This window comes from Prauserella rugosa, assembly GCF_000719975.1.
In the GTDB taxonomy this organism is placed as follows: domain Bacteria; phylum Actinomycetota; class Actinomycetes; order Mycobacteriales; family Pseudonocardiaceae; genus Prauserella; species Prauserella rugosa.
Window position 1 is genome coordinate 106,691 of the sequence record NZ_JOIJ01000013.1, and the last position, 18,776, is coordinate 125,466.

An 18,776-nucleotide genomic window follows, 5' to 3' on the forward strand; every position below is an offset into this window, starting at 1 on the left:
GCGTGATCAAGGGACTGCTCCGGCAGCGGCCATTGGCGGACCAACCCGGCCACGCGCTCGTCGGGGTCCTCCGCATGCCGGAATCGAAGATCAGCCCCCTGCGGGCCATCATCCGGCGCATCCTGGGCGCTCTGTTCTTCCTGTTCGCGGCCGTGTTCATCGTGTACATCGGCCGCGACGGTTACACCGATTCGCGCGGCGACGGGATCTCGTTCCTCGACGCCGTCTACTACGCGACCGTGTCGCTGTCGACGACCGGCTACGGCGACATCGCGCCGGTCACCGACACCGCGCGACTGGTGAACATCGTCGTTATCACGCCGCTGCGAGTAGCGTTCCTGATCGTGCTCGTCGGTACCACACTGGAGGTGCTGACCGAGCGTTCGCGGCAGGCACTGCGTATCCAGAAGTGGAGGAACAAGGTGCGGGACCATGTGGTGGTCGTCGGATTCGGCACCAAGGGCCGCTCGGCGATCAACGCCCTGATGGCCGAGCAGGACGTCGAGCCGAACCAGGTCGTGGTCGTCGACACCGACCAGCAGGCACTCGACGCCGCCAGCGCGCTCGGCCTGATCACCGTGCACGGCAGCGCCACGCGTGCCGACGTGCTGCGGGTCGCGGGCGTGCAGCGCGCCAAGTCGGTGGTGATCGCGCCGAACCGGGACGACACCGCCGTGCTGGTCACGCTCACCGCGCGGGAGCTGGCGCCGAAGGCCAGCATTCTCGCCTCGGTGCGGGAGGCCGAGAACGTGCATCTGCTGAAGCAGTCCGGAGCCGACCAGGTGGTGGTCTCGAGCGAGACGGCGGGCAGGCTGCTCGGCATGGCGACCAGGACGCCGCTGGTCGTCGACATGGTGGAGGACCTGCTCACCCCGGAGACCGGGCTGGCGATCGCCGAACGCCCGGTCACCCCCGCGGAGGAGGGCGGTTCGCCGCGGCATCTGCCCGACACCGTGCTCGGCCTCGTCCGTGCGGGGCAGCTCTATCGGGTGGATGCGCCCGAGGCCGACGCGCTCGAACCCGGCGACCGGCTGCTGTACGTCCGGCACACCGCACGGCCCGACGACGAGGAAGACTGAGCCGTACCGGCCGAGCTCGGTGACCGACCCTGACCTGGACCGAGGCCGCACTGTGATGTTGGCGGCCCCTCGTGTCCTGGGCCGGTGCGCGCAGACCTGGCACGATTGAGGCCGTGCGGCGAGAAGCGGAATCGGGCAGACGTGCGGTCGTGGTTGGATGGCGGGCGATCGGCGTGGCTGCCGTGGTCGGCATCCTGATCACGGTGCTGGCGTGGCTGTTGGGCCCGTCGCTGTTCGCCACGTCGAGCGGGACCGCCGAGCGCACCGTGCAGGCGACCGTGACCGCTCCCGCCGACTGCACCAACCCGGACGCCCAGGAGACCGTGCGGTTCCAGGCCGACGGTGCCACCCACGAAGGCACGCTGAGCGGGTGCGGGCACGACAAGGACGAGCTGGTCCAGATCGCCGTGCCCGAGGAACTGCCGGACGGTCCGCTGTCGGTGCAGCTCGCCGCCACGCATGCGGGGATGGCCGACCTCGGCAGGCCGCTCGGGATGGCACTGCTGGTGCTGAGCTGTGCCGCGGGCGGGGTCTACTCGTTCCTCGTGGTCCGAGGCCCGCGACTCGCTGTGTGATCGGCCGGTGGCGGTCAGGAGACCGCCGAGGGTTGCGCCGAGAAGGTGTCGCAGTCGACGATGCGGTTCGACTCGGCGCCCGAGCGCCACCACTGCGCGTAGTTGGCGTTGGAACCGTGGTCGCTGTTTCCGGACGTGTCGTCCCCCCGCGTGTCCTGGTCGTACCAGGCGGTGTCGAACATCTGCTGTGTGACGCCGCGTTCGCCGCTGCGCCCGGTCTGCGCACCCATGAACATGCCGGAGAAGCACTGGGCCTGCAGTTCCCTGCGGCGGGACAGGTCCTGGCCCTCGTCGGTGCTCTCGCCGACCGCGTTGATGTGGGCCCACACCGCATCCATGATTCCCGCGACCTCCTGCACGTGGTGGCCGTACTCGTGGGCGATGACGGCCAGGTAGATGCCGGGCTGGTCGCCGTAGTAGTCGGTCTGCAGGCCGGAGAACGGCACGTACAGGTTGTCGTTGCAGTAGTAGGCCGCGGTGGTCACGTCCACCCGGATGTTCCCGCACGGCGTGCGGAACGCCTGCCCGTCGGGGAAGTGCAGCGTCGGCTCGCGGAACGGCAGGTCGTACTGGCGCAGGAACGGCTCCCACGTGCGGTTGAGGCAGTCCGTGGCCGCGGTGAAGAACAACCGCGCGCCCTCGGGGTTGTTCTGCCACGGGGGTAACGAGCACGGCACGGCCTGCAACCCGGCGTCCGGGTCCTTCATCATCGGCCGGTCGCCGATCGCCTTGATGTCCGAGGACACGGCCTCGGTGGACTGTGCGGCCCGGGGCGTACCGCCACCCGACGACGCCCCGCCCTCCGGCGCGGGCGTGGTCACGAGGTTCACCACGAGCACGCTCGCGAGGCCGATCAGCACGATCCCCGCCAACGCGAAGATCGTCACGGACGTGCCGGCGCGCCGCCGCGCCGCGTCACCGCGCTCACCGGAGTCTGCGGAGTCTGCGGAGTTTCCGGAGCCACCGGAGCCGCGGTCCTGAGGGGATTCGGTCATGTCGCCTGCGAACCTCGCTGCTGGGGTCCGCTCAGCATAGCGGCCGGCCCGGACGGGGCCGACCTCACGAAACGTCGGCTGCGTCGGCCAGCCACGTGTTGCACTGGTAGAGGCGGTTGTCGCGGCTGCCCTGCTGCCACCACGACGCGTAGTGGGCGTTGGAACCGTGGTCGGTGGTCCCCGAGGTGTCGTCGCCGCGCACCTCCTGGTCGTACCAGGCCTGGTCGAGCATCGTCTGGTTCACGCCGTTCGACCCGCTGCGTCCGGTGTGCGAACCCATGAACATGCCGGAGAAGCACTGGGCCTGCAGCTCCAGCCTGCGCGAGACCTCGTCGGCTCCCGTCGTGCCCTGGCCGCCGGCCTCCTGCATTCGCTTCCACGCGGTCTCGTAGATGCCGGCCAGGTACTGCACGTGGTGGCCGTACTCGTGCGCGAGGACGGCGAGGTAGACGCCCGCCTGGTCGCCGTACCGGTCGGCCTGCATGCCCGCGTACGGCAGGTAGAGGTTGTTGGCGCAGTACAGCGCCGCCTTGGCCATGCTCACCTCCTGCGTGCCGCACGAGGTGGTCTCGTAGGACCTCCCGTCGGGAAAGTGCAGCGTGGGCTCCTCGAAGGGGAGCCCGTAGGAGCGCAGCAGCGCGCCCCACGTGGTGTTCAGGCAGTCCGTGGCCGCGGTGAAGAACGCCTCCGCGGCCGCCGGGTCGCTGCGCCACGCCGGAAGCGAGCACTCCACGGCCGTCAGCCCGCCCTCGGTGTCCTGGAACAGCGGGTGGTCACCCAGCTCGTACACCTTCCGGCCACCGGAGCGCGGCGCGTCGGCTCCGTCCGACTCCTCGGTGAACGTGACGATGCTCGGATCGACGGTCGCACTCGTCTCGGTGGTCTCCGACGGCGACGAGGTGAGCGGCGTGGTCGACGGTGCCGAGGTCGAGGAGGTCGGGGAGGGCGGAGCCGGCGCGCCGCCCCGGTCCGCGGTGGGTTCCGGATCGCCGCCGGTGAGCGTCACCAGCAGCACCACGACGAGCGCCACCACCCCGACCCCGCCGAGGACGGCGGCCACGGCGGGCGCGTTCGACCGCGGTCCCCGTGGAGGCGGACCCATCGGACCCATCGAACCCATCGGCGGCCCGCCCCACGGCGGCGGTGATGGTTGCCCTGCGGGCGGTCCCGGCCCGGGCGCACCATGTCCGTACGGGCCCTGTGGGCCGAACGGTCCGGGCCCGTACGGAGGTCGGGTCATGTGGCGTGGCTCCCCCAGCAGCGATCGTGTGCGCGGTGAGCATAGCGATCACCCGCGCGCCCGACCGGGTTCGCGGGTCATGAGGATGGCAGGATTCGGACATGAGCGATTCCAGCGGAATGCCCGGCGGCGGTGCCGACCTGCCGCGCTATCCGTCGCAGGGCGGAGGTTTCCAGGGCGACCAACCCGGCGTGATCCCGCTGCGTCCGCTGCGGCTCGGCGAGATCCTCGAGGGTGCGTTCGCCACCATGCGCAGACACGCGGGCGTGGTGTTCGGCACGTCGGCGGTGGTGGCGTTCATCGGTGCGCTGCTGATGTTCCTGGCCGACCTGTACGTCCTTCCCGACGTGCGGATGATCGACCCGAACGCCACGCAGGAGCAGCAGCTGGAACAGGCGCGTCAGCAGCTGTTCGACACGTTGCCTGCCAACGGGGTGCTGCTGCTGGTGACGCTGTTGACCCAGACGCTCATCACCGGACTGCTGATGGTCGTCGTCGGACGAGCCGTGCTCGGCAAGGCCATCACGTTCGCCGAGGCGTGGGCCGACTTCAAGCCGCGCCTGCCCGCGCTGCTCGGCCTGACGATCGTCGTCACGATCATCACCATGATCGGCACGTTCCTGCTGATCATCCCCGGGATCGCCGCGTACGTGTTCCTCGCGTTGGCCACTCCCGCGCTGGTGCTGGAACGCGGAACCGTCGGCTCGGCCATGAAACGCTCGTTCAACCTGGTCAGCGGGTCGTGGTGGCGCGTGTTCGGGTATCTGCTCGTCGCGCTGCTCATCACGACGGTCATCAGCTTCGTGATCCAGTTGCCGGTGTCGATGTCGCTGCCCGTCAGCGGTGAGATGTCCACCGGCCAGCAGCTGATGAGCGAGATCGGCTACGGCATCGCACAGACCATCACGGTGCCGTTCGCCTCGGCCGTGACCGCGCTGATCTACATCGACCAGCGGATCCGCCGCGAGAACCTCGGACCGGAGCTGCAGCGCGCGGCCCAGCTGCCCGACTGACCCCGGCGCTCCCGCGAACCGGCCCGGCGGCCCCGTGCCGCCGGGCCGGTTCGCGTCCGGTGGGATCGGACACGAGGAAACGAGGACACGAGGCGAACCGGCGAAGGGGCCGTGCCGAACACAGCCACTCCCGTAGGGTGGCTTGCATGGCCGAACCCGTTCTCCACAGACTGACCCTGGACAACGGCCTGCGGGTGGTGCTCGCGCCCGACCGGAGTGCACCGGTCGTCGGCGTGAGCGTGCACTACGACGTGGGATTCCGTTCCGAACCCGAAGGCCGCACGGGCTTTGCGCACCTGTTCGAGCATCTGATGTTCCAGGGCAGCGAGAGCCTCGAGAAGCTGGCGCACTTCCGGCACGTCCAGGGCAGTGGTGGCTCGTTCAACGGGTCGACGCATCCGGACTACACCGACTACTTCGAGGTGCTGCCGTCGGCCGCGCTCGAGCGCGCGCTGTTCCTCGAGGCCGACCGCATGCGCGCGCCGAAGCTGACCCAGGAGAACCTCGCCAACCAGATCGACGTGGTCAAGGAGGAGATCCGGCTCAACGTGCTGAACCGGCCCTACGGCGGGTTCCCGTGGATCCTCCTGCCGCCGGTCCTGTACGACACGTTCCCCAACGCCCACAACGGCTACGGCGACTTCACCGACCTCGAACAGGCCACGCTGGACGACTGCGCGGCCTTCTTCGACACCTACTACGCGCCCGCCAACGCGGTGCTGACCGTGGCAGGGGACATCGAGGTCGACCATGCGCGCGAGCTGATCGAGAAGCACTTCGGCGACGTACCCGCGCGCCCGCGTCCGGAGCGGCCCTCGTTCGCCGAACCGCGTCCGACGCGCGAACTGCGCGACACGCACGTCGACCCGCACGCCCCGCTGCCCGCGCTCGCCGTCGGATACCGCATGCCCGACCCGATCGGCGAGCTCGACGCCTACCTGGCGCACCTGGTGCTGGCCAGCGTCCTCGTCGACGGTGACGGCGCGCGGCTGCAGCAGCGGCTCGTGCACGGCGAACCGCTCGTCACCGACATCAACGCCGGTGCCGGACTGTTCGGGCCGTTCGAGGCCCGCGACCCCGACACCTTCTCGATCACCGCGATGCACACGCCCGACGTGGGCGTCGACCGCATTCTCGGAGCCGTCGACGAGGAGCTCGAATCGCTCGCCGCGCAGCCGCCCACCAGCGACGAGCTCGCGAGGGTGACCGCCCGGTGGAGCGCGATGCTGCACTCGGAGCACGACCGGCTGGTCAACCGCACGCTGGGGCTCGGATCGTTCGAACTGCTCTACGGCGATCCGTCGTTGCTGCACGGTGCCGCCGACCGCATCGCAGCCGTATCGGCCGAGCAGGTGTCGCAGGCGGCCAAGAACCTACGGCCCGATTCGCGTGCCGTCCTTCTCGTCGAGCCCGCGCAGGGAGGTGCCCAGTGACCGTGTCCCACTCGCCCCACTCGGCGCAGTCGAACAACCACCGGACCGCGGAGGAGATCGGCCGCACGCCTGCCGGTCCGCGCGAGCTTCCTCCGCTCGGACAGCAGCGCGCCGCCGACGAGCCCGAGCACGTCGACACGGTGCTGGCGAGCGGGCTGCGTGTGCTCGCGGTACGCAAGCCCGGTGCCCCCATGGTCGAGCTGCGCATGACCATCCCGTTCGGCAGCGCCGTCGCCGACGGCATGCACACCGCCACCGCGGAGGTGCTGGCCGACACGATCACCACCGGCACCCGGAGGCGGGACCGGGTGGCGATCGACACCGACCTGGCCCTCATCGGCGGCGACCTCGGCACGGCCGTCGACCCGGAACACCTGTCGGTGTCGGCGAGCTCGCTCGCCAGCGGCCTGCCGACGTTGCTCGACGTGCTGGCCGACCTGCTGACCGAGGCGACCTACGCCGACCACGAGGTGCAGCGCGAGGCGGCACGTCTCGTGGAGCGCCTGGCCGTCGCGCGGACGCAGCCGCGTGTGATCGCGCGCGAGGCACTGCAGAAACACCGCTACGGCGATCACCCGTACACGCGTGAGGTCCCGCTGCCCGAGGACGTCGAACGCGTCACGCCGGAGGCGGTCCGCGCGCTGCACCCGGCCGCCGTGCTGCCCCGTGGGTCGGTGCTGGTTCTCGTCGGTGACATCGACCCGCAGTCAGCGCTGGCCGAGGTGGAGAAGGCGCTCGGCGACTGGCGGTCCGACGTCGCGGCCACCGAGCTGCCACCGCTGCCTGCGCTGGAGGGCGGCGACGTGCTGCTCGTCCCGCGCGCGGGTGCGGTGCAGTCGCAGATCCGGCTGTCGGCGCAGGGACTGCCGCGCACGCACGAGCGGTATCCGGCGTTGCAGCTGGCGAACCTGACGTTCGGTGGGTACTTCTCCTCGCGACTGGTCGAGAACATCCGCGAGGACAAGGGCTACACCTACGGTGCACACTCCGGGTTCGAGTTCACCGACGGTGCGGCGACGGTGCAGGTGGACGCCGACACCGCCAGCGACGTCACCGCCGCGGCACTGTTGGAGACGCGCTACGAACTCGGCAGGCTGGGCCTCGTCCCGCCGACCGAGGCCGAGGTGGAGTCCGTGCGCCAGTACGCCACCGGTGCGTTGCTGATCGGCTCGGCCTCGCAGGCCGGGCTGGCCAACCAGCTGATCGGACTGGCCTCGGTGGGCCTCGGCCTGGACTGGCTGCGGGGTCAGCCGGGGCGGCTGGCCGCCGTGACCACCGAACAGGTCGCGGAGGCGGCGCTCGAGTTCTTCGCGCCGACCAGGTTCACGGGCGTCATCGTCGGGGACGCCGACCTGCTCGGGCCGCAGCTCGAGGCGCTCGGCGGCGTGCGGATCGCGGATCGGCAGCTGTGAGGCCGTTCGAACTGGGCGCGGTCCCCGCCCTTTCGCGATCCACAGTGGACCGGCAGGAGACGTTGCGCACCGACCCCGACCGGTTGGTCCGGCGCTGGGCGGACGCCCGCGTCGTCGTGGTCGACCCGTGGGGCCGCACGCCGGTGCGCCGCGACGCCGTCGGTGCCGTCGGCGCGGCGTCCGGAGCGGAATCCGGCGGGGCGCCGGTCAGCACCCGCAAGGCGGCCGACCTCGCCGCCGCGCCACCGGAGGATGCGTCGTTCCTCGGCGAGTGGGACGGGGTCGACTACTGGATGCTCCCGGTCGACGCACCGTCCGAACTGGACACCGTCGAGGTCGACGGCGGATGGGGCGTGCGGCAGGAGATGCCCGCAAGCGACGACGAGGTGTGGCTCGAACTGCGGGGCCACGGCGCGCTGCTGGACGACACCTCGGCCGGGCTGCTCACGACCGCCGAGGCGCTGCGTAACTGGCACTGGCGTGGCCGGTTCTGCGCGCGGTGCGGTGCTCCCGTACGGCGGACCCAGTTCGGCTGGGCCACGCACTGCACGGGCTGCGAGCGCGAGGAGTACCCGCGCACCGATCCGGCCGTCATCTGCCTGGTGCACGACGACGTCGGCGTCAACGGCGCCAAGGTGCTCCTGGCCAGGCAACCGGTGTGGCCGCCGAAGCGGTACTCGGTGCTGGCCGGCTTCGTCGAGGCGGGCGAGTCGCTCGAAGGCTGCGTCGAACGCGAGATCAGGGAAGAGGTCGGCGTCGAGGTGCGCGACGCCCGCTACCTGGGCAGTCAGCCGTGGCCGTTCCCGCGGTCGATCATGCTCGGCTTCGCGGCACGCACCGAGACCGATGCGCCGCTGCGGCCCGCGGACGGGGAGATCGAGGAGGCGCGCTGGTTCAGCCGGGACGAGGTGCGTGCGGCGTTCGCGGGCGAGAACGACGAGCTGCTCCTGCCCGGGCGGACGTCGATCGCCTACGTGATGCTCCGTTCGTGGGCCGACGCCGACTCGTGACGCGACCGCAACCACGTTCGGTAGACCCTCGGCTACCCTCACCCCCGGTTCCCGCAGGCGCGTAGTGACGTCCCCGGCGTGACCGCGTCGGTATTCGTGGAAGGGCGGGTGCGCGGAGCGGGAACTCGGTAGGCTCGGCCGGTGAGTTCACCGGATTGGGGGTTTCGGGGCTGTGAGTGCATATCGGGCCGTCGGATTGTTACTCGGCGTGCTCGCGGACAGTCTCGTCGGTGAGCCGCGCCGGACCGCTCCGAAACGTCCCGTGGCGCTCGTGCCGAAGGCCGCCGCTGCCCTGTCGGACCGCATCGGCGGGAACGGCGCCGCGGTGGTGCTCACCGCGGGCAGCGTCGCGGTCGGCGTGCTCGCCGACCGCATCGCCGAGCGGCGGCCCGCGCTGCGGCTGGTGACCCTCGCGGCAGGGACGTGGTCCGTGCTCGGCGGCGCGCGCATCGCCGTCGACGGCACGGAACTGGCCCGCGAACTCGAATCGGGGGACCTCGAGTCCGCACGGCGTGACATCTCCGCCTCGGATCCGCGCTGTACCGCGGATCTCGACCTGCCCGCCCTGTCGCGCGCCTCCATCGAGATCGTGGCGGACCAGACCTCCGCCGCCGTGGTCTCCCCGTTGTTCTGGGGCGCGCTCGCTGGGACGCCGGGACTGCTGGGCGCGCGTACCGCCGCGGTGCTCGGCAGACGGCGCGGTGCGCGCGGTGAACCGGGCGTCGTCGCCAGGCGTCTCGACGAGCTCGCACACCTCGTGCCCGCCCGCCTGACCGCGATGCTGACGACCGCAGCTGCCCCGGTGGTGGGCGGATCGGCGCCCAGTGCCTGGCGGGCGTGGCGCAGGGATGCGGCCGCGCACCCCGATCCCAACGCCGGACGTGCGGAGGCCGCGTTCGCGGGCGCACTGGAGATCCGGCTCGGCGGCCGCACGGTGTATCCGGCGGGGGTGGCGGAACTGCCGGTGCTCGGTGCCGGACGCAATCCCGATGCCGGCCACGTCACCCGCGCCGTCGAACTGTCCCGTGTGGTCGGTCTGTGCGCCCTCGGAGTGTCGGTCGTGGTGGCGGCGCTGTCCGGACTTCGCCGCCGCTGACCCGGAAAAGCGGTGACGCCGGGGAGGGGGTCCCGGCGCCACCGCAGTCCGTCGAACCGTCCGAACGGGACGGATCAGCAGTTCGGGGCCTGGTGGTTCTGCGACGTTCCGTTGGCGACGTGCACGTGGTCGTCGTGGTTCGGGTAACCGGCGCCGAGGATCTCGGTGAAGCCGGCGTCGCGTGCCGCATGGTAGAGCGTGCAGTGTGCGACGGAGTTGGCACCGTTGCCGAGGTCGGCCGCGTCGGCCCACATGTGCCTGCTGCTGGCCGAACCGCCCACGGACGCGTTGCAGTCCACGCTGCGGATGCCCGACGTGATGCCCAGCGGGGTGTCGTCGAGCTTGTGGCGCATGGCCTCGAGCTGCCACATCACCCGGCGGGTGTTCTCCATGGCCTCGCCGGCCGACACCTTGCCGCCTTCGAAGCTGTTCGCGCCGCAGTTCTCGTCGAACTCGGAGTACTCGAAGTGGGCGGGGGTGCAGTCGCTGCTGGTCAGTTCGTAGATCTTGTTGAAGGTCTGCTCGCCGGCCACGCCGTCGGCCGACAGGCCGTAGCCCGACTGGAACCGCTTCACGGCCGCGGCCGTGGCGGGGCCGTACTCGCCGTCGATGGTGAGGTGTTCGCCCGTGCTCATCCAGCCCGCGACGCGGATCTGGAGCTCGGTGACGGCCTCGCCCGAGTCGCCTTCGGAGAGCGTTCCGCTCCACGTGTAGCAGTCCTGGGCGGCAGCGGGGGCCGGGCTCGTGACGGCCACGGCCGTCGTCAGTCCGCCTGCGGCGATCGCCGCCGCGGCGAGCAGGGACAGGGTGCGCTTGGCCATGACGTCTCCTTCGAGAGGGGGGCGGTGAGTAACGTCGATGCGCACGATTTCGTGACTTTTCGCCCGGTGTCAGCACAATTCGGGAAGTTGCTGCCGCCGGACCGCGACGAAAGTCGCTCCGGGTCGGTCGGTCACCCCACACCTGCGCACGGAAACGGGGCGGTTTCCGTGGTCCGGAATCCGCCCCGTCTCGCAGTCGGGCAGCGCGTCAGCAGTTCGGCGCGCGGTGGACCGTGCCGGTGCCGTTGGCGACGTGCACGTGGTCGTTGTGGTTGGGGTAGCCCGGCCCGAGGATCTCGGTGAAACCGGCGCTGCGGGCGGCGTTGTAGAGCGTGCACTGCGAGTGCGTGTTCGCTCCGATGCCGAGATCGGCCGCGTCGCCCCACATGTGCCTGCTGGTGGACGAACCACCCACCGACGAGTTGCAGGCGACGCTGCGGATGCCGGACGTCACGCCGATCGGCTTGTCACCGAGCTTGTGGCGCATCGCCTCGAGCTGCCACATGACGCGCTTGGTGTTCTCCTTGGCGGTGGCGGCCGAGACCTTGCCGCCGTTGAAGTTGTTGGCGCCGCAGTTGGCGTCGAACTCCGAGTAGGTGAAGTGGACCGGGGTGCAGTCGCTGCTCTGCAGTTCGTAGATCTTGCTGAACGTCTGCGAGCCGGCGATGCCGTCGGCCGTCAGTCCGTAGCCGGCCTGGAACCGCTTCACCGCGGCCTCGGTGGCCGGACCGTACTGACCGTCGATGGCCAGGTGCTCGCCGGTGCCGACCCAGCCTGCGACACGGATCTGGAGCTGGGTGACCGCGCTGCCGCTCGATCCGCGGCGGAGCGTGTCGCTCCAGGTGTAACAGCTGTCCGCCGCTGCGGGCGCCGCGGCGACGACCGTGGTCGCCGCCGCGCCGGTTAACACCATGGCGGCCGCCGCGAGCAGGGAGATGATTCTCTTACGCATGGAACCTCCGCAGGTTGTCCGTGTGCCGTCGGGGGTGCGGCACGGAAGGGAATCTGCCGGAGGCGGAACGGGATCGGTTGCGTAAATGGGAAAAACCGGACGTACGGTCTACTGCGAAAGTCTGCTCGGAAGCCGTTCGGCGTAGTTCGCCGGTCTCCCGTATCCCTGGCGAAACCGTGCCTCGCGGGAAGCTGTCTCGGTTGGGAGGCTGGGTCGCGGGGAGAAGAACGGGCGGAGTGTCAGCGCTGGGAGGATCCGGCGTCCGCGGAGGCTTCGGCTTCCTCGTCCTCGGCGAGGATCTGTGCCACCGACTTCCGCTTGGACTTCTTCGGACGTTTCGCTGCGGCCCGCCGGTCGGCGGGCGCGCCCGGCTGCGCCGGGGCGCCGGGTTCGGCGGTGCGGGGTTCCGCGCCGCCCTCGCTGTCGTCCCCGCTGTCGCTGCTATTCCCGCCGCTGCTGTTGCCGCTGGGGGCCGTGCTCCGGCTCGCGGGTGCGGGCTCGGCCGTGCGCTCCGGTTCCGGATCGGCGAGCGCACCGCCGGGCCTGGCTTCCCTGATCGTGAAGTACAGCCAGCCGAGCAGAGCCATCGCGCCGAACGCGATCCACTGCAGCGCGTACGAGAAGAACGGCCCAGCCTGCAGTTGGGGGAGCGGCAGCGCGTTGGTCACGCCGGGCTGGCCCGGCTCGAGCTGGAAGTAGCCGGGCCGGATGTCGAGACCCGTCGCGCGGGCGACCACGCGCGAGTCGACCGAGTACGAGTGCAGCCTGCCCCCGGTGCTCTCGTCGGCGAAGGCGTCGCGGTCGCTCGGGTCGTCCTCGTCGACCCGCACGCGGGCCTCGACGGTGACGCGTCCCTGCGGGGGCGGATCGAACTCCGACACCCCGGTGTTGTTGTCGGGACGCACGTAGCCGCGGTCGATCAGGACGACCTGACCGTCGGTGGTGCGCAGCGGGGTGAGCACCTCGAACGCCGGTTCGCCCTGCACGGTGCGCAGGCGGGCGATGACCTCGTCGTCAGGCAGGTAGGTGCCCTCGATCGTGACGCGTTTCCACTGCGTGTCGCCGTCGGGGGAGGTGCCGCGGGGCAGCACCTCGTTCAGGGGGCTCGGTGCGCCCGCGGTGGACACGGCCTCGTTCTGCGCGGCGCGTTCGTCGTGCCGGTGGAACTGCCAGGGGGCGAGCACGGTGAAGCACAGGGCGGCGAAGACGAACACCACCACCGTCAACGCCAGCCACCCGGGCTTGAGCAGGAATCTCCACCGCACACCCCCACGGTAGGGGGCGGGCGCCGCCGGGTCGCGGCGTGGTGGCCGGGAACGCGGCGTGCGTCTCACGAGCGCAGTTCGTTCACGAGCGCAGCGCGCGGCGTGCGGCGGCGAGCGCCTGGCCGGCGTAGCCGCCTCCGAACAGCACGGTGTGCACGAGCAGGGGAAACAGCTGGTGCAGGGGGACGCGGTCCTCGTGCCGTTCGGCCAGTGGCCTGCCCGCCTCGGCGGCGGCCTCGGCGTAGGCGCCCAGCACACGGTCCAGCTGGGGGACGCCGAACAGGTGCATCATCGCCAGGTCCGTCTCCCGGTGGCCGCCGTGCGCGGCCGGGTCGATGAGCCACACGGCGCCGTCCTCGCCCCAGTGGACGTTGCCGCTCCACAGGTCACCGTGCAGTCGCGCAGGCGGTTCGTCGCCGGGCTGCAACTCGGGCAGCCGGTCGCACACCGTGTCGAACACGGCGGCGTCGTCGCGGTCGAACAGGCCCTGGTCGACCGCGGCGCGCACGTAGGGCCGGATGCGTTCGCGGGCGTAGAACGTGGGCCAGTCGTCGTGCGGCCGGTTCGACATGCCGGTCAACCCGATCCACGCGTCGGCCGGACCGTCCGGAGGTGGACAGCCGAACGCCGGCGCACCGCTGAGGTGCAGCGCCGCCAACCCGCGCCCGAAGGCCTCGGCGCCCTCGGGAGTCGGCCGGCCCGGCTCGACGTAGTCCAGCACCAGCCAGTCGTCGTCCCAGCCGTGGACGTGCGGCACGGGCACCACGCCCGGTTCGGCCAGCCAGCGCAGACCCGCACCTTCGGCCGCGGCCGCGTTGGGGCCCGCACCCCGTTTCGCCACGACCGTGCCTGCGCGGCCGTGCGATCCGTCCCGCGCGTCGAGCCGCGCGGCGACGGCGTCCCCTCCCAACGGGCGAGTGTCGACGGGTTCGCTCCCGGTGTGGCGGGCGACGGCATCGGCGGCACCTGAGGCACCTGAGGCACCTGAGGCACCTGCGGAGTCGGAGCCGGTCACAGGCGCTCCTCGACCCACGCGATCAGGCTCGGCATCGCCCTCTCGATCATGCCGAGCACGTCGGTGAAGCCGTCGTCGCCGCCGTAGTACGGGTCGGGGACCTCTGCGTCCGGCGGTGCCGACGGGTCGAACCGGCGCAGCAGGACCACCCGGTCGGGATTGCCCACCACGTCGACGACGTCGCGCAGGTGGCTCTTCGTGGCGACGACGAACAGGTCGGCGTCGGCGTGCTCGTCGCCGAGCTGGGCCGCGACGTGCTCGTCGGAATACCCGGCGGCCCGCAGGGTCGCGCGGGCGCGGGGGTCGGCGGGTTCGCCGACGTGCCACGGCCCGACGCCGGCGCTGGTCACCGTGACGGCCTCGGACAACCCCGCCTCGGCGAGGTGTCTCCGGAACACGAGCGCGGCCATGGGCGAGCGGCAGATGTTGCCCGTGCAGACGAAGCAGACGTGCAGGGGCGCCGATGCGGAACGCTGGACGGTGGGCTCGGAATTCGTCACACGGTCAGTCTGCCGCACCGGACGGGACGGTCCAGCGGGGTGCGCGATCGTGCATGGGAGGATCTCGCCATGTCCGCCGACGTCTCTGCCACCCCTGATCCCGCGCCGGGCGGCACCACGGTCGCCGACGTGGTCGCGGCGCTCGACACCGCCTACCCGCGCGGCCTCGCCGAGTCGTGGGACGCCGTCGGGCTCGTGTGCGGCGACCCCGCCGAGCGGGTCGACCGCGTGCTGGTGTGTGTCGACCCGGTCGCCGACACGGTCGACGAGGCGTTCGAGATCGGCGCACAGCTGATCGTGGCGCACCATCCCCTCCTCCTGCGCGGCGTGCACGGCGTGCCTGCCGACACCACGAAGGGCTCACTCGTGCACCGGCTGATCCGCGGCGGGGTGGGGTTGTTCTGCGCCCACACCAACGCCGACTCGGCCGACCCCGGCGTGTCCGACGCGCTCGCCGAGGCGATCGGCCTGCGGGTGCAGCGTCCCCTCGCGCCGCACGCCGAGGGTGCGCGTACGGGACTGGGCCGCATCGGCGTGCTGCCCGAGGCCGAGCCGTTCGCGGCGTTCGTCGACCGGGTCGGCGCGGCGCTGCCCGCCACGGTGCCCGGCGTCCACGGCGCGGGCGATCCGGACCGGCCGATCCGGACGGTCGCGGTGTCCGGCGGGGCCGGCGACAGCTTCCTCGCGACGGCCACCGCCGAGGGGGTCGACGCGTACGTCACCGCCGACCTGCGCCACCACCCCGCTGGGGAGCACCTCGAACAGTCGGGGACCGTGCCCGCGCTGGTCGGCGTGACCCATTGGGCCAGCGAGTGGCCGTGGTGCGGGCAAGCCGCCGAGGTGATCCGCGCGGCGGGTAACGTCGAAGTTCACGTTTCCACGCGGTGCACAGATCCGTGGAACGTCCGAGCGAACGGGAGTACCAAGTGAAGGCAGATCCGTCCGTGCAGCGACAGCTGCTGGAGCTCGCCTCCGTCGACGCGGAGCTGGCGCGAGTGGCCCACCGTCGACGGAACCTGCCCGAGCTCGCCGAGATCGAGGAGATCGAGAAGGCGTTGCGCGACAAGCGCGACGCGCTCGTGACCGCCCAGACGGCGGCCTCCGACCTCCAGCGGGAAGTGGACCGCCAGGAGAAGGAGGTCGAGTCGGTGCGTGCGCGCGCGGACCGCGACCGCAAGCTCATGGAGTCCGGTTCCGCGGGCGCGAAACAGCTCACCGAACTCGAGCACGAACTGGAGACGCTGGCCCGGCGTCAGCAGGTCCTCGAGGACGACCAGCTCGAGCTCATGGAGCGCAGGGAGGCGGCCGACATCGAGGTGCAGCGGGCCGCCGCCGAGGTCGACAAGGCCGAGCAGGACCTGGCCGACGCCACCACCCGCCGCGACGAGGCGGTCGCCGATCTGGACGCCACCCAGGGCAGGCGCGACGCCGATCGGGCCGCGCTGCTGCCGACGTTCCCCGAACCGCTGCTCAAGGTGTACGAGCGGGTGCGCGACCAGCGGGGGATCGGTGCGGCGATGCTGCGGGCGCGCAAGTGCGAGGCGTGCAGGCTGGAACTCGACCGCAGCCAGCTGTCGGAGATCAAGGCCGCGGCCGAGGACGACGTCGTGACGTGTGAGAACTGCGGCGCGATCCTGGTGCGCACCCCGGAGTCGGGGCTGTGACCGCGCGCGTCTCGCACGTCGTCGTCGAGGCAGACGGCGGCTCACGCGGCAATCCCGGACCCGCGGGCTACGGCGCGGTGGTCAAGGACGCCGAGTCGGGCGAGGTGCTGGCCGAACGTGCCGTGGGGCTGGGTGTGGCGACGAACAACGTCGCCGAGTACAGCGGCCTCGTCGCGGGGCTCGAGGCCGCGGCCGAGGTCGGTGCGTCCACTGTGGACGTGCGGATGGACTCGAAACTGGTCGTGGAACAGATGTGCGGCCGGTGGAAGATCAAGCACGCGGCGCTCCAGCCGTTGGCGTTGCGCGCGAAGGAACTCGCGGGCCGGTTCTCGCGCGTGACGTACGCGTGGATCCCCCGGGCGCAGAACTCGCACGCCGACCGGCTGGCCAACGAGGCCATGGACACGCAGGCCTCGGGTGACGTGCCCGCGGCCGAATCGCCGGCCGACGAGGCCGAGCAGCTGTCGCTGACCGGCACCGCACCGTCCGAACCGGCCAGGGCGTCGTCGTCCGCGCCGTCGGATCGGGTGGCGCCCACCGGGTGGACGGGTGCGTCGGGCACGCCGACGCGCCTGCTGTTGCTGCGGCACGGACAGACGGAGATGTCGGTGGACCGGCGCTACTCCGGCGTCGGCGACGTCGCGCTGACCGAGACCGGTAGGTGGCAGGCGCAGGCCGCGGCGAAGCGACTGGCCGAAATGGACGGTGTCCGCGAGTCGGAGCCGGTGGTCGTGGCGTCGCCGTTGATGCGTGCGGTGCAGACCGCGCAGGCCGTGAGCGATGCGCTCGGCGGCCGGGTCGAGACGTTGCAGACGTTGCGGGAGACGGACTTCGGCGAGTGGGAGGGCCTGACGTTCGCCGAGGCCTCGCGCCGCGACCCCGACGTGCACGGCCGGTGGATGAGCGACACGTCCGTGCCGCCACCCGGCGGGGAGAGCTTCGACGCGGTGTACCGGCGGGTGCGGCAGGCGCAGGAGCAGCTGTTCGACCGGTACGCGGGTAGGACGATCGTGGTGGTCAGCCACGTGACGCCGATCAAGATGCTGCTCAGGCTGGCGCTCGATGCGGGGCCGTCGCTGCTGTTCCGGCTGCATCTGGACCCGGCGTCGCTGTCGATCGCGGACTTCTACCCGGACGGCAACGCCAGCGTGCGCCTGGTGAACGACATCTCCCACCTTCGGTGAATCGCGGACGGGTAGCGGAGTAACCTGGACGGCCGGACGAGTTGGCAGGGCGGCCGCGACGCCGCATCCACGAGGTGCGGTTTCGAGGAAAGTCCGGACTCCACAGGGCAGGGTGGTTGTTAACGGCAACCCGGGGTGACCCGCGGGACAGTGCCACAGAAAACAGACCGCCCGGCGGCTCCGGCCGCCGGGTAAGGGTGAAACGGTGGTGTAAGAGACCACCAGCGCCCCGGGTGACCGGGGCGGCTTGGTAAACCCCACCCGGAGCAAGGTCAAGAGGGAGCGTGCGCGCTCCTGCGCAGGCGTTCGAGGGCGGCCCGTCCGAGGCCTGCGGGTAGACCGCTGGAGCCTGCCGGCAACGGTAGGCCGAGATGGATGGTCGCCACCCACGGCACGTCCGTGGGCACAGAATCCGGCTTACATGCCAACTCGTCCTCCCTGCTCTCGTCCCACCCTGCCGCGTCCCCTCGGGAAGGCTCGGGTGGTGCCGTCGGCTTCCCGCGCGTCGAAAATCGGGTGAGGAACCGAGGTCGCGGGCGTAGCGTCGGCGGCCGTGATCGGTTCGGTGAACGTGGAGGACGACCCGGCTGACGGCTGGTTTCCCGAGAGTGTGGCCGCGGACTACGACGACCCGCGCGGTGCGAACGCGCCCGAAGTCGTCACGCCTGCGGTCGATGTCCTCGAGGAGCTGGCCGACGGGCCGGTACTGGAGTTCGCCGTCGGCACCGGCCGGATCGCGGCGCCGCTGGCCGCTCGCGGTGTGCCGGTGAGCGGGATCGAGCTGAGCCGCGCGATGGCGGCGCGCATTGCGGGCAAACCGGGCGGCGACGCAGTCGACGTCGTGCTCGGCGACATGACCACGACGCGGGTCGGCGGTCGGTTCTCGCTGGTGTATCTGGTGTACAACACGATCAGCAACGTGACCACGCAGGACGGCCAGGTCGACGTCTTCCGCAACGCGGCTGCGCACCTGCGGCCCGGCGGGCTGTTCCTCGTCGAGGTGGGTCTGCCGGATCTGCGCCGCCTGCCGCCCGGACAGGACACCGTCCCGTTCGCGATGGAGGCCGGCGCCGCAGGGGGCTACGTCGGATTCGACCAGTACGACGTCGTCACACAACAGTTCACGTCCAACCACGTCACGGTGTCGCCAGACGGGACGGGCTCGTTCCGCCGACTTCCGTTCAGGTACGCCTGGCCGGCCGAGATGGATCTGATGGCACGCATCGCAGGAATGCGACTGAAACACCGCTGGGCGGACTGGGACCGTTCGGAACTCACCGCTGACAGCACCAAGCACGTGTCGGTCTGGGAGAAGACCCGTGCATGACGGCGTTGGGCACCCCGCCTGTGGGTGAACCGGGCCGGGCGGGGATCCGGCGGTCCTCGTCGTGCGTCGGAGTCGTGGTGGAGTAGTCGTGGCGGACTAGGGCGTGTCTCCTAAAGATCTGTGGTGAGAGGGGGGATTGTTGATCGCATGTCACGTTCTGCGGTGCTCACTGACGCTCAATGGGCTCGGATTGAG

General features: G+C 71.2%; 17 protein-coding genes, 1 other RNA gene and 1 pseudogene. 12 read left to right on the plus strand and 7 right to left on the minus strand.

Going from position 1 to position 18,776, the window contains the following annotated elements; all coding sequences use genetic code 11:
• Positions 1-74 precede the first annotated feature (74 nt).
• Both IF64_RS0118210 and IF64_RS0118215 read left to right on the plus strand, forming a co-directional pair.
• A complete protein-coding gene (locus tag IF64_RS0118210; RefSeq protein ID WP_084705951.1) occupies positions 75-1,079 on the plus strand; it encodes a potassium channel family protein in 1,005 nt (334 codons plus the stop codon).
• Between the two features lie 113 nt (positions 1,080-1,192).
• Positions 1,193-1,654, plus strand: a complete 462-nt coding sequence (locus IF64_RS0118215) for a hypothetical protein (RefSeq protein WP_246134844.1) — start codon at positions 1,193-1,195, stop codon at positions 1,652-1,654.
• A gap of 14 nt (positions 1,655-1,668) precedes the next feature.
• On the opposite strand, the gene IF64_RS0118220 is transcribed toward IF64_RS0118215, so the two are convergent.
• Together IF64_RS0118220 and IF64_RS0118225 are read right to left on the minus strand one after the other, a co-directional pair.
• A complete protein-coding gene (locus IF64_RS0118220; RefSeq protein WP_051757962.1) occupies positions 1,669-2,649 on the minus strand; it encodes a neutral zinc metallopeptidase in 981 nt (326 codons plus the stop codon).
• 64 nt (positions 2,650-2,713) lie between these two features.
• Positions 2,714-3,751, minus strand: a complete 1,038-nt coding sequence (locus IF64_RS0118225; protein WP_246134845.1) for a neutral zinc metallopeptidase — start codon at positions 3,749-3,751, stop codon at positions 2,714-2,716.
• Positions 3,752-3,990: 239 nt separating this feature from the next.
• On the opposite strand from IF64_RS0118225, the gene IF64_RS0118230 reads away from it, so the two are divergent.
• From IF64_RS0118230 to IF64_RS0118250, 5 genes are all read left to right on the plus strand, one after another.
• Positions 3,991-4,902, plus strand: coding sequence for a YciC family protein (locus IF64_RS0118230; protein ID WP_030533349.1), 912 nt, complete (start codon positions 3,991-3,993; stop codon positions 4,900-4,902).
• 146 nt (positions 4,903-5,048) lie between these two features.
• Complete coding sequence (locus tag IF64_RS0118235) at positions 5,049-6,335, plus strand: M16 family metallopeptidase (RefSeq protein WP_030533350.1); 1,287 nt, start codon at positions 5,049-5,051, stop codon at positions 6,333-6,335.
• On the plus strand, positions 6,332-7,747 hold the full coding sequence (locus IF64_RS0118240; protein ID WP_246134846.1) for a M16 family metallopeptidase: 1,416 nt from the start codon (positions 6,332-6,334) through the stop codon (positions 7,745-7,747). The genes IF64_RS0118235 and IF64_RS0118240 overlap by 4 nt, the downstream gene beginning before the upstream one ends.
• Positions 7,744-8,757, plus strand: coding sequence for an NAD(+) diphosphatase (gene nudC, locus IF64_RS0118245; RefSeq protein ID WP_030533352.1), 1,014 nt, complete (start codon positions 7,744-7,746; stop codon positions 8,755-8,757). The genes IF64_RS0118240 and nudC overlap by 4 nt, the downstream gene beginning before the upstream one ends.
• Before the next feature lie 172 nt (positions 8,758-8,929).
• Positions 8,930-9,853 carry a cobalamin biosynthesis protein CobD/CbiB gene (locus IF64_RS0118250; RefSeq protein WP_030533353.1) on the plus strand — a complete coding sequence of 308 codons (924 nt, stop codon included), beginning with the start codon at positions 8,930-8,932 and terminating at the stop codon, positions 9,851-9,853.
• 74 nt (positions 9,854-9,927) lie between these two features.
• Here the strand turns inward: IF64_RS0118250 and IF64_RS0118255 are convergent, their stop codons facing one another.
• The 5 genes and pseudogenes from IF64_RS0118255 to IF64_RS0118275 all read right to left on the minus strand — a co-directional run bounded on the left by IF64_RS0118255 (position 9,928) and on the right by IF64_RS0118275 (position 14,406).
• Positions 9,928-10,674 carry a M15 family metallopeptidase gene (locus IF64_RS0118255; protein ID WP_030533354.1) on the minus strand — a complete coding sequence of 249 codons (747 nt, stop codon included), beginning with the start codon at positions 10,672-10,674 and terminating at the stop codon, positions 9,928-9,930.
• Positions 10,675-10,882: 208 nt separating this feature from the next.
• Positions 10,883-11,626 (minus strand): M15 family metallopeptidase, encoded by a 744-nt coding sequence (locus IF64_RS0118260; RefSeq protein ID WP_030533355.1) that lies wholly within the window; start codon positions 11,624-11,626, stop codon positions 10,883-10,885.
• 473 nt (positions 11,627-12,099) lie between these two features.
• Positions 12,100-12,891 (minus strand): annotated as a pseudogene (locus IF64_RS0118265) (SURF1 family cytochrome oxidase biogenesis protein); the annotation flags it as partial.
• A gap of 82 nt (positions 12,892-12,973) precedes the next feature.
• Positions 12,974-13,906 carry a fructosamine kinase family protein gene (locus IF64_RS0118270; RefSeq protein WP_084705947.1) on the minus strand — a complete coding sequence of 311 codons (933 nt, stop codon included), beginning with the start codon at positions 13,904-13,906 and terminating at the stop codon, positions 12,974-12,976.
• Positions 13,903-14,406, minus strand: coding sequence for a low molecular weight protein-tyrosine-phosphatase (locus tag IF64_RS0118275; protein ID WP_281292274.1), 504 nt, complete (start codon positions 14,404-14,406; stop codon positions 13,903-13,905). The genes IF64_RS0118270 and IF64_RS0118275 overlap by 4 nt, the downstream gene beginning before the upstream one ends.
• Before the next feature lie 69 nt (positions 14,407-14,475).
• On the opposite strand from IF64_RS0118275, the gene IF64_RS0118280 reads away from it, so the two are divergent.
• The 5 genes from IF64_RS0118280 to IF64_RS0118295 all read left to right on the plus strand — a co-directional run bounded on the left by IF64_RS0118280 (position 14,476) and on the right by IF64_RS0118295 (position 18,581).
• The gene (locus tag IF64_RS0118280; RefSeq protein ID WP_051757963.1) at positions 14,476-15,336 is read left to right on the plus strand and encodes a Nif3-like dinuclear metal center hexameric protein; all 861 of its coding nucleotides are present in this window, start codon (positions 14,476-14,478) and stop codon (positions 15,334-15,336) included.
• Positions 15,333-16,070 carry a zinc ribbon domain-containing protein gene (locus IF64_RS0118285; protein WP_030533360.1) on the plus strand — a complete coding sequence of 246 codons (738 nt, stop codon included), beginning with the start codon at positions 15,333-15,335 and terminating at the stop codon, positions 16,068-16,070. The genes IF64_RS0118280 and IF64_RS0118285 overlap by 4 nt, the downstream gene beginning before the upstream one ends.
• Positions 16,067-17,254: a bifunctional RNase H/acid phosphatase gene (locus tag IF64_RS0118290; protein WP_030533361.1), complete on the plus strand. Its 1,188-nt coding sequence runs from the start codon at positions 16,067-16,069 to the stop codon at positions 17,252-17,254. Before IF64_RS0118285 ends, IF64_RS0118290 begins: the two co-directional genes overlap by 4 nt.
• Before the next feature lie 37 nt (positions 17,255-17,291).
• Positions 17,292-17,690: RNase P RNA component class A (rnpB, locus tag IF64_RS26195), an RNA gene on the plus strand.
• A 129-nt stretch (positions 17,691-17,819) separates the two neighbouring features.
• Positions 17,820-18,581, plus strand: a complete 762-nt coding sequence (locus IF64_RS0118295; protein WP_030533362.1) for a class I SAM-dependent DNA methyltransferase — start codon at positions 17,820-17,822, stop codon at positions 18,579-18,581.
• The last annotated feature ends 195 nt before the right edge of the window (positions 18,582-18,776 follow it).